This is a genomic window from Streptosporangium fragile, from assembly GCF_039534445.1.
GTDB lineage: Bacteria > Actinomycetota > Actinomycetes > Streptosporangiales > Streptosporangiaceae > Streptosporangium > Streptosporangium fragile.
Window position 1 is genome coordinate 25,069 of sequence record NZ_BAAAVI010000084.1, and the last position, 6,920, is coordinate 31,988.

A 6,920-nucleotide genomic window follows, 5' to 3' on the forward strand; every position below is an offset into this window, starting at 1 on the left:
ATTGCCCCAGGGGACGTGCCCACGTTCCCCGCCCTGAGGGACTTCTGTTCGGACGCGCCGGCGACTGGACTGAGGAGCGAAGGAGCCCGCGAGGGTGCGCCGGCGACTGGACCGAGGAGCGAAGGAGCCGGGTCAGAGCACCCGAGCCGCGACGCGCAGCGTCGCCATAAACACAGCCATGAACACAGTCACTCGACAACCCGTAGTACTACCCCTCGTGGTGCGGGAGTTAGGCTTGGATGCGTGAAGGGTCTCGGCGAGCTTGAACGCAGCATCATGGACATCATCTGGGCACAGCCATCTCCTGTGACGGCGCGGGAGGTCGGGCGTCTGATCGCCGACCGCGACCTCGCGCCCACCACGGTGATGACCGTGCTCGACCGGCTGACCCGCAAGGGCTTCCTCATCCGCAGCCGCGACGGCCGCGCGTGGCGGTACGAACCGGCGGAAAGCCGCGACGCGTACATCGCAGAGCTTATGCTTGAAGCGCTGGACATGACCGGTGACCGGTCGGCGGCCCTGACCAGGTTCGCCCAGGCCGTCACCGGCACCGAGGCCGAAATCCTGCGCAAGGCCCTGATGGACCTGGAGGATCTGGAGGACGAGTGATCACCGCGGCAGCCCTGGCGATACTCGCCCTGGTCTGCGCGGTCGGAGCCTGGCGGTTCACCCGGGCCCGATGGACCTATCGTGCTCCGCACGTGGCCATCGTGCTGTGGCAGGCCCTGGGAGTGACGTGGGGTCTGGCCGGAACCGGTGCGCTGCTCGCCTACGCCCTGGAACCTTATGACCTGGGTGTGCTGCACGGTCTCCACGCCTTCGCCGTCTCGGCGTTCAGCGGCGGATACGGCGCTCCCGAGCCTTACGACCTGCCGAGGCTGCTCGCCCTCATCGTCGGGTTGACCGCGCTCAGCGTGCTGATCGTGGTGCTTCTCACCGCGGGCGCCCAGACGCTCCGCGCCCGGCACCGCCACCGCACCCTGCTCGCCCTCATCGCCCGTGAGGACCCGGTGGTCCCGGGCGTGCGGGTGCTCGACCATCCCGGCGCCGCCGCCTACTGCGTGCCCGGCCTGCGCTCCGAGGTGGTGGTCAGCCAGGGCACCCTGAAGCTGCTCTCCGCCGACGAGCTCACCGCGGTGCTCGCCCACGAGGCGGCCCACGTCCGTGAGCGGCACGACCTGGTGCTGCTGCCGTTCGCCGCGCTCCACCGGGCGCTGCCCTGGTCGCGTCTGGTCGGCGACGTCCAGGCGGAGGTCGGTCTGCTGGTGGAGATGGCCGCCGACGACGTGGCCCGCCGTTACTGTTCGCCCCGCCGCCTGGCGACCGCCCTGCTGCGCTTCGGCACGGCGGGCGCCGTCCCCGCCCCCCACGGGGCCCTGGGCGCCGCCACCTCCTCGGCCGCGGTGATGGCCCGGGTGGAGCGCCTGGTCACCCCGGGGCCGTGCCTGCCGCGCGCGATCCGCTACGCCATCGTCGCCTTCTCGGTCGTCCTGACCTCCTCGGCCCCGCTTCTCTGGCTGGTCCCGCACTGACCTCACACCCTGCGCTTGCAACTGTTAGCCATGGTGTTTGCAATTGCAAGCACAGCGCGGCACACTTGAGGCATGGCACTACCCAAGGTCGGCTCGATCGGTGAGTACATCCGCGAGCAGCGCAAGCACGCGAAGATCTCTCTGCGTCAGCTCGCCGCCGCGGCCGGGGTCTCCAACCCCTATCTCAGCCAGATCGAGCGAGGGCTCCGCAAGCCCAGCGCCGAGATCCTGAACCAGATCGCCAAGGGCCTGCACATCTCCTCGCAGGCGCTCTACGTCCAGGCCGGCCTCATCGAGGAGCGCGAGCCGGACAGCGACGTGCTGACCGCGATCAGAGCCGACCACTTCATCACCGAGCGCCAGCGCCAGGTGCTGATCGACATCTACGAGTCGTTCCGCAAGGAGAACCGCGCCGGGGCCCCGGACGAAGATGCGCAGACCTCCCAGAAAGCGCATCCCGCACCGGAGCCCCGGCGGAGTGACGCGGGCTCCTCGCCGGACGACGAGGCGCCGCTGCCCGCGGAATACCTGGCCGCGTTGAAACCCTACGCGGCCTCCCCGGGCAACGGTCACGTCACACAGGAAACCAAGGAAGGTTAACCCATGCCCATCGCTGCCGAAGTCAAGAAGCTGGCCGATTCCAAGCCGTTCTACGCCGTCGCGGGCGCCGGCGACTTCGCCGTCGAGAAGCTCCGCGAGCTTCCCGAGCAGATCCAGAAGCTCCAGCTTCCCGAGCAGATCCAGAAGCTGCAGAGCCGCCGCGGCGAGCTCGGCGAGGCCGCCCGGGAGTTGCCCGTCAGGGCCCGTGAGCTGGCCGGCAAGGCCGAGGGCTACGCCAGGGAGTTCCCCGAGAAGGCGCGCGACTACGCCGACCTGGTGGCGGTGCGGGCCGTCGAGCTCTACGAGGAGTTCGCCACCCGCGGTCGCAGGGTCGTCTCCAAGGCGAGCGGCGAGGCCGCCCTGGAGCTTGAGGAGGTCTCCGAGGCCGCCGAGCCGGCGATCGCCGCCGAGCCGGCTCCGAAGAAGACCACCCGCTCCCCGCGCACGCCGAAGGCCGCCCCCAAGGACGACGCGCCCGAGGCCTGACCCGCGTCACACCCGTCAGGGCCTGTCGAGGTCCGTCGAGGCCCGTCCCGGCGCTCCCGGGACGGGCTCTCCCGTTCCCGGGCCGCCACTTCGCCCGGCGGCTCCTTCCCGTCCCCGTGGCTTCCGTCCGCCCCTGCGGTTTCTCCGCCCTCATGACGCCTTTTCGTCCCGCGGCCTCTGCCCGTCTCTTGACGGCACGTCCACGGGCCCGCAGCCCCATGCCCCTCCCGCCCGCGTGAGCTTTCGCATCCGGTGAGCACCGTGGACGACGCGAAGGGGACGCGAAGGGGACTTTCCGCATAGGGTGAGAAGCACCAGTGAGGCGAACGTTCTGGAGAGACGATGATCCAAATCCACGGTGCCCTGGATCTGGTTTTCTGGATCCTGGCTGTCGGGGTCTTCGCCCTGTCCGGCTGGGCACTCGTGCACGCCCTCAAGACTCCGGCCCGGGCGTTCGCGGTCACCGGCAAGCAGACCAAGAACCTGTGGCTGGTCATCCTCGGGCTGGCGACGCTGTTCGGCTTCGCCGCCGCGGTTCAGTACCTCAGCGTGCTCAGCATCTTCACGGTCGCGTCCGTCATCGCCTCCGGCATCTACCTGGCCGACGTGCGTCCCGTCGTGCGGGAGATCGGCAAGGACGGTGGCAACCAGGGCCCGTACGGCCCCTGGTGAGACACGTCATCCGGTCCCGGCACGGTAAAGGGATTGCGCCCGTACTACCGGGCCGGTAGACACACCGGGTGATGTTCGCTGAAAAGCCCACCCTTTTCGGGAAGCTCGTAACCCTTCGTCCCGCCGGTCCCGAATATGTCGACGGCCTCTGGGAACTCGTCAACGATCCCGAGACCGTGCGGCTGACCGGTTCCCGCGGCACGCCGGACTACGAGTCGACCAAGAACTGGTACCTCTCGCGGAGCGAGCATGACGATCGGCTGGATCTGGCGATCTGCGCCGTCGAGGACGACAGCTACGTGGGCGAGATCGTGCTCAACCAGCTCGACCCGGACAACCTCTCCTGCAACCTGCGCATCGCGCTGGTCGGTCCGCGCGCCTACGGCAAGGGGTACGGCAGCGAGGCGATCCGGCTGGTCCTCGACCACGCCTTCGGCACCACGCCGCTGCACCGGGTGAGCCTGGACGTCTACTCCTTCAACGAGCGGGCCGTGCACGTCTACCGGAAGATCGGCTTCGTCCAGGAAGGCGTGTGCCGCGACGCGCTTCTCCTGGACGGTGAATGGTACGACTCCATCATCATGTCGATACTTGCCCCTGACTGGCCTGTCAGAGAAATCTGACATATACGTAGTGATTTTTCGGAAACATCTTTTGACACTTCCGAAACAATGCTACGTTCTCTGGGAGCGCTCCCACCTGTGCGGAATCTTGGTGTGGAGGAAGTTATGGCCGATCTACCCACACTTGCCCAGGTCGCGGCCGAGGCAGGGGTCTCCCCCGCCACGGCGTCCCGGGTACTCACTGGTTCAGTCAGAGTCAGCACATCGACTCGCAGGCAGGTGCATGACGCGATCTCGCGTCTGGGCTACGTACGGCATCGCGCTCCCCGGGGTGGTGCCGGCCGCCGGTCAGACCAGGTCGTTGCCGTGGTGGTCTGCGAACCCGCACACCGGCTCTTCACCGAGCCGTTCTACGCCCGGATGATCACCGCGGTGGAGGAGGTGCTGACCGGGCACGGCGTCCCCCTCGCCGTGATGACCGCCACGGCCGCCACCTCCACCATCGCCACGCCCCCGCTCGTCGCGGGCGGCATCGACGGTGTCCTGCTGATCGGCGCGCGGGACCGGCACCCGCTGGCGGTGACCCTGGCCGCCTCGGGCATCCCGGTGCGCAGCGCGGGCCGTCCACCGGACGGCATCGACCTGCCCCACGTGGACATGGACAACCGCGACGGCGGTCGGCAGGCGGCCGAGCACCTGCTGCTCGGCGGGCGGCGGTCCATCGGCGTCATCGCCGGTCCGCCCGCGCTGCCGGCGGCACGCGATCGGCTCGACGGCTTCCTGCAGACACTCGCCCTGGCCGGGATGACCGGTGTGCCGGTCGCGTACGGAGACTTCGGTCACGCCTCCGGCGTGCACGGCATGCAGTGGCTGCTGCGCCGGATGCCGCACATCGACGCGGTGTTCGCCGCCTCCGACGTGATGGCGGCGGCGGCCCTGCAGACCCTGCGCCGGGCCGGGCGCCGGGTGCCCGAGGACGTGGCCGTCGTCGGCTTCGGCGACTCCCCCGCCTCCCGGCGGACCTCGCCGCCGCTGACCACCGTGCGCCAGCCCGTGGAGGACTTCGCGGCGCTCGCCACCCGGCTGCTGCTGCTGTCGATGCGCTCAGCGGACACCACCTCGCGCAACAACCCCGTACTGCCCACGGAGTTGGTGGTCCGTGAGTCCTCCTGACCCCGGCGGACTCCGCGCGGGTGACGTCCTCACCCGCAGATACCTGTTGCTGGAGCAGATCGCGTGGGGCGGCATGAGTGTGATCTGGCGCGCCTTCGACCAGTCGCTGCAGCGGATGGTCGCGGTCAAGCTGCTGGACGGGGACCTCGGCGCCGACCGCGGGGAGCGCGAACTGATCCGCCGGGAGGCGCGTGCCACCGCGCGCCTCATCCATCCCGACGCGATCGAGGTATACGACTACGGGGAGACCGTGACCTCGCACGGGCGTCTGGCCGCCTACGTGGTCATGCGCCTGCTGGAGGGGCGCCCGCTCTCGGACCGGATCGCCGAGGGCCCCCTGCCGTGGGCGGAGGCCGTACTCATCGCCGCCCGGCTGGCCACCGTGCTGGCCGCCGCCCATGAACGGGGCATCGTCCACCGGGACGTCACCGCCGAGAACGTGCTGCTGACCCCGGCCGGGGCCAAGCTGCTCGACTTCGGCATCGCGGCGTTCATCGGGGAGGACGACGATCGGGCGTCCGACTACGGCACCCCTCCCTACGTGGCGCCCGAGCGGCTCACCGGCGCCGCCGCCGACCCGGCGAACGACGTCTACGCGCTCGGCGTACTGCTGTTCGAGATGCTCACCGGCGCCCCGCCGTACCCGGAGCGGACCTGGGAAGAGATCGAGAACGCCCGGCGCGAGGGTCCGCCGCCCTCGCCGGACGTGCCGGGGATGCCCGCGAGGATCAGCGCGCTCTGCCAGGTCTGCCTGGCGCACCGGCCCGAGGTCCGCCCGAAGGCGCAGGAGGTGGCCGACGAGCTGACGGAGGTGCTGACGGCGCGGGCTTCCCGCGGGATCGGGCTCGTGCGCTGGACGCTGGCGTCGGCGGTGGCCGCGGCGGTGGCGGCCGCCGTGGCCGCGGTCGTGGTGTGGAGCCAGCTCTCCGATCCCCGGAGCGGGCAGGTCGCGGGCCCTTCGCACGGCCCGGCCCCGCCCACGGTCCTCGACTCGGCCACCTCGCGTCCCGGAGCCACACGCTCCGAACCCGTCATGACCCACGGGAGCGCCCGTTCCGGGCCGGCCGCGGTCCCCGCGGCCACGCCGCCCCTGCCCTCGCTCGAACCCACGGTCCGGGACGGGCTCGGGGAGGAAAGGCACACCACGGCGGACGAGGTGCGACCGGCGACGCCGAACCTCAGCCAGAGCGTCCGGAGATTCAACGCGCTGCTGGCCCGGGGGGAGGACGAGGGCAGCATCCGCCCGGACGTGGCTTTGGACCTGCGCCAGGTCCTGGCCAACACCGTCTGCTGCTCCCGCGACCTCACCCCCGTCCGCGGGAAGATCGCCGACCGGCACCGGGAGGGATCCCTGCCCGACGAGCTCCGTTACGCGCTGGAGTCGCAACTCCGGCACGTCTCGGCCGCGCTGACCAGGTAGGCCGGCGCGAAAAGTCCGGACCGGGGGCGCGGCGACCGGAATCACCCTGGCCGCCGTGCTCCCGGCGGACGACAATCGCCCGAAGAAGATTCACCTCGCCCGAGTATGATCGTTTCCGTGGGATCGGGCGGGGAGACCATGTCTGCGCCGTACGGTCCCGTGCCGTTTCAAGCGATGCTCCCCGTGCAGCCGGGGCCCTGATGGCTTTCAGACCCTCCAAGTGAGACACAAGTGCGTCCTGCGACGCTGAGCGACAGCACTACGATCACAGGAGACTTCGCCTATGAACTGGTCCATCAGCGCCGATACGGACGACGGCGACATACCCGCGCTGTTCCCCGGCCGTTGAAGGAGGGTGTCAGTATGCCGGACCTTGCGCCCTTGCGGCCCGAGGACCCTGAAAGGGTGCGGGAGTACCGGCTCACCGCACGCCTCGGTGAGGGCGGCCAGGGAACGGTGTATCTCGGGGAGGCT

At 70.2% G+C, this 6,920-nt stretch carries 8 protein-coding genes; all 8 read left to right on the forward strand.

The features are described 5' to 3' along the window. Window positions 1-243 precede the first annotated feature (243 nt). The 8 genes from ABD841_RS35440 to ABD841_RS35475 all read left to right on the forward strand — a co-directional run bounded on the left by ABD841_RS35440 (window position 244) and on the right by ABD841_RS35475 (window position 6,446). Window positions 244-609 (forward strand): BlaI/MecI/CopY family transcriptional regulator, encoded by a 366-nt coding sequence (locus ABD841_RS35440; RefSeq protein ID WP_344980912.1) that lies wholly within the window; start codon window positions 244-246, stop codon window positions 607-609. After that, window positions 606-1,532, forward strand: coding sequence for a M56 family metallopeptidase (locus tag ABD841_RS35445; RefSeq protein WP_344980914.1), 927 nt, complete (start codon window positions 606-608; stop codon window positions 1,530-1,532). The genes ABD841_RS35440 and ABD841_RS35445 overlap by 4 nt, the downstream gene beginning before the upstream one ends. 72 nt (window positions 1,533-1,604) lie before the next feature. Next, window positions 1,605-2,132 (forward strand): helix-turn-helix domain-containing protein, encoded by a 528-nt coding sequence (locus ABD841_RS35450; RefSeq protein WP_344980916.1) that lies wholly within the window; start codon window positions 1,605-1,607, stop codon window positions 2,130-2,132. Window positions 2,133-2,135: 3 nt separating this feature from the next. Continuing rightward, window positions 2,136-2,618, forward strand: coding sequence for a hypothetical protein (locus tag ABD841_RS35455; RefSeq protein WP_344980918.1), 483 nt, complete (start codon window positions 2,136-2,138; stop codon window positions 2,616-2,618). Between the two features lie 342 nt (window positions 2,619-2,960). Then, entirely contained in the window at window positions 2,961-3,290 is a 330-nt protein-coding gene (locus ABD841_RS35460) for a DUF2516 family protein (RefSeq protein WP_344980919.1), read from the forward strand. Window positions 3,291-3,361: 71 nt separating this feature from the next. Further along, the gene (locus ABD841_RS35465; protein WP_344980921.1) at window positions 3,362-3,913 is read left to right on the forward strand and encodes a GNAT family N-acetyltransferase; all 552 of its coding nucleotides are present in this window, start codon (window positions 3,362-3,364) and stop codon (window positions 3,911-3,913) included. Between the two features lie 105 nt (window positions 3,914-4,018). Then, on the forward strand, window positions 4,019-5,026 hold the full coding sequence (locus ABD841_RS35470; RefSeq protein WP_344980923.1) for a LacI family DNA-binding transcriptional regulator: 1,008 nt from the start codon (window positions 4,019-4,021) through the stop codon (window positions 5,024-5,026). Continuing rightward, window positions 5,013-6,446: a serine/threonine-protein kinase gene (locus tag ABD841_RS35475; RefSeq protein ID WP_344980925.1), complete on the forward strand. Its 1,434-nt coding sequence runs from the start codon at window positions 5,013-5,015 to the stop codon at window positions 6,444-6,446. The genes ABD841_RS35470 and ABD841_RS35475 overlap by 14 nt, the downstream gene beginning before the upstream one ends. Window positions 6,447-6,920: the final 474 nt, after the last annotated feature.

What these genes read in the sequence shown, in the direction of transcription:
- ABD841_RS35450 (WP_344980916.1), top strand. Translation starts at nt 1,605, where the DNA reads ATGGCACTACCCAAGGTCGGCTCGATCGGTGAGTACATCCGCGAGCAG.
- ABD841_RS35455 (WP_344980918.1), top strand. Translation starts at nt 2,136, where the DNA reads ATGCCCATCGCTGCCGAAGTCAAGAAGCTGGCCGATTCCAAGCCGTTC.
- ABD841_RS35460 (WP_344980919.1), top strand. Translation starts at nt 2,961, where the DNA reads ATGATCCAAATCCACGGTGCCCTGGATCTGGTTTTCTGGATCCTGGCT.
- ABD841_RS35465 (WP_344980921.1), top strand. Translation starts at nt 3,362, where the DNA reads ATGTTCGCTGAAAAGCCCACCCTTTTCGGGAAGCTCGTAACCCTTCGT.
- ABD841_RS35470 (WP_344980923.1), top strand. Translation starts at nt 4,019, where the DNA reads ATGGCCGATCTACCCACACTTGCCCAGGTCGCGGCCGAGGCAGGGGTC.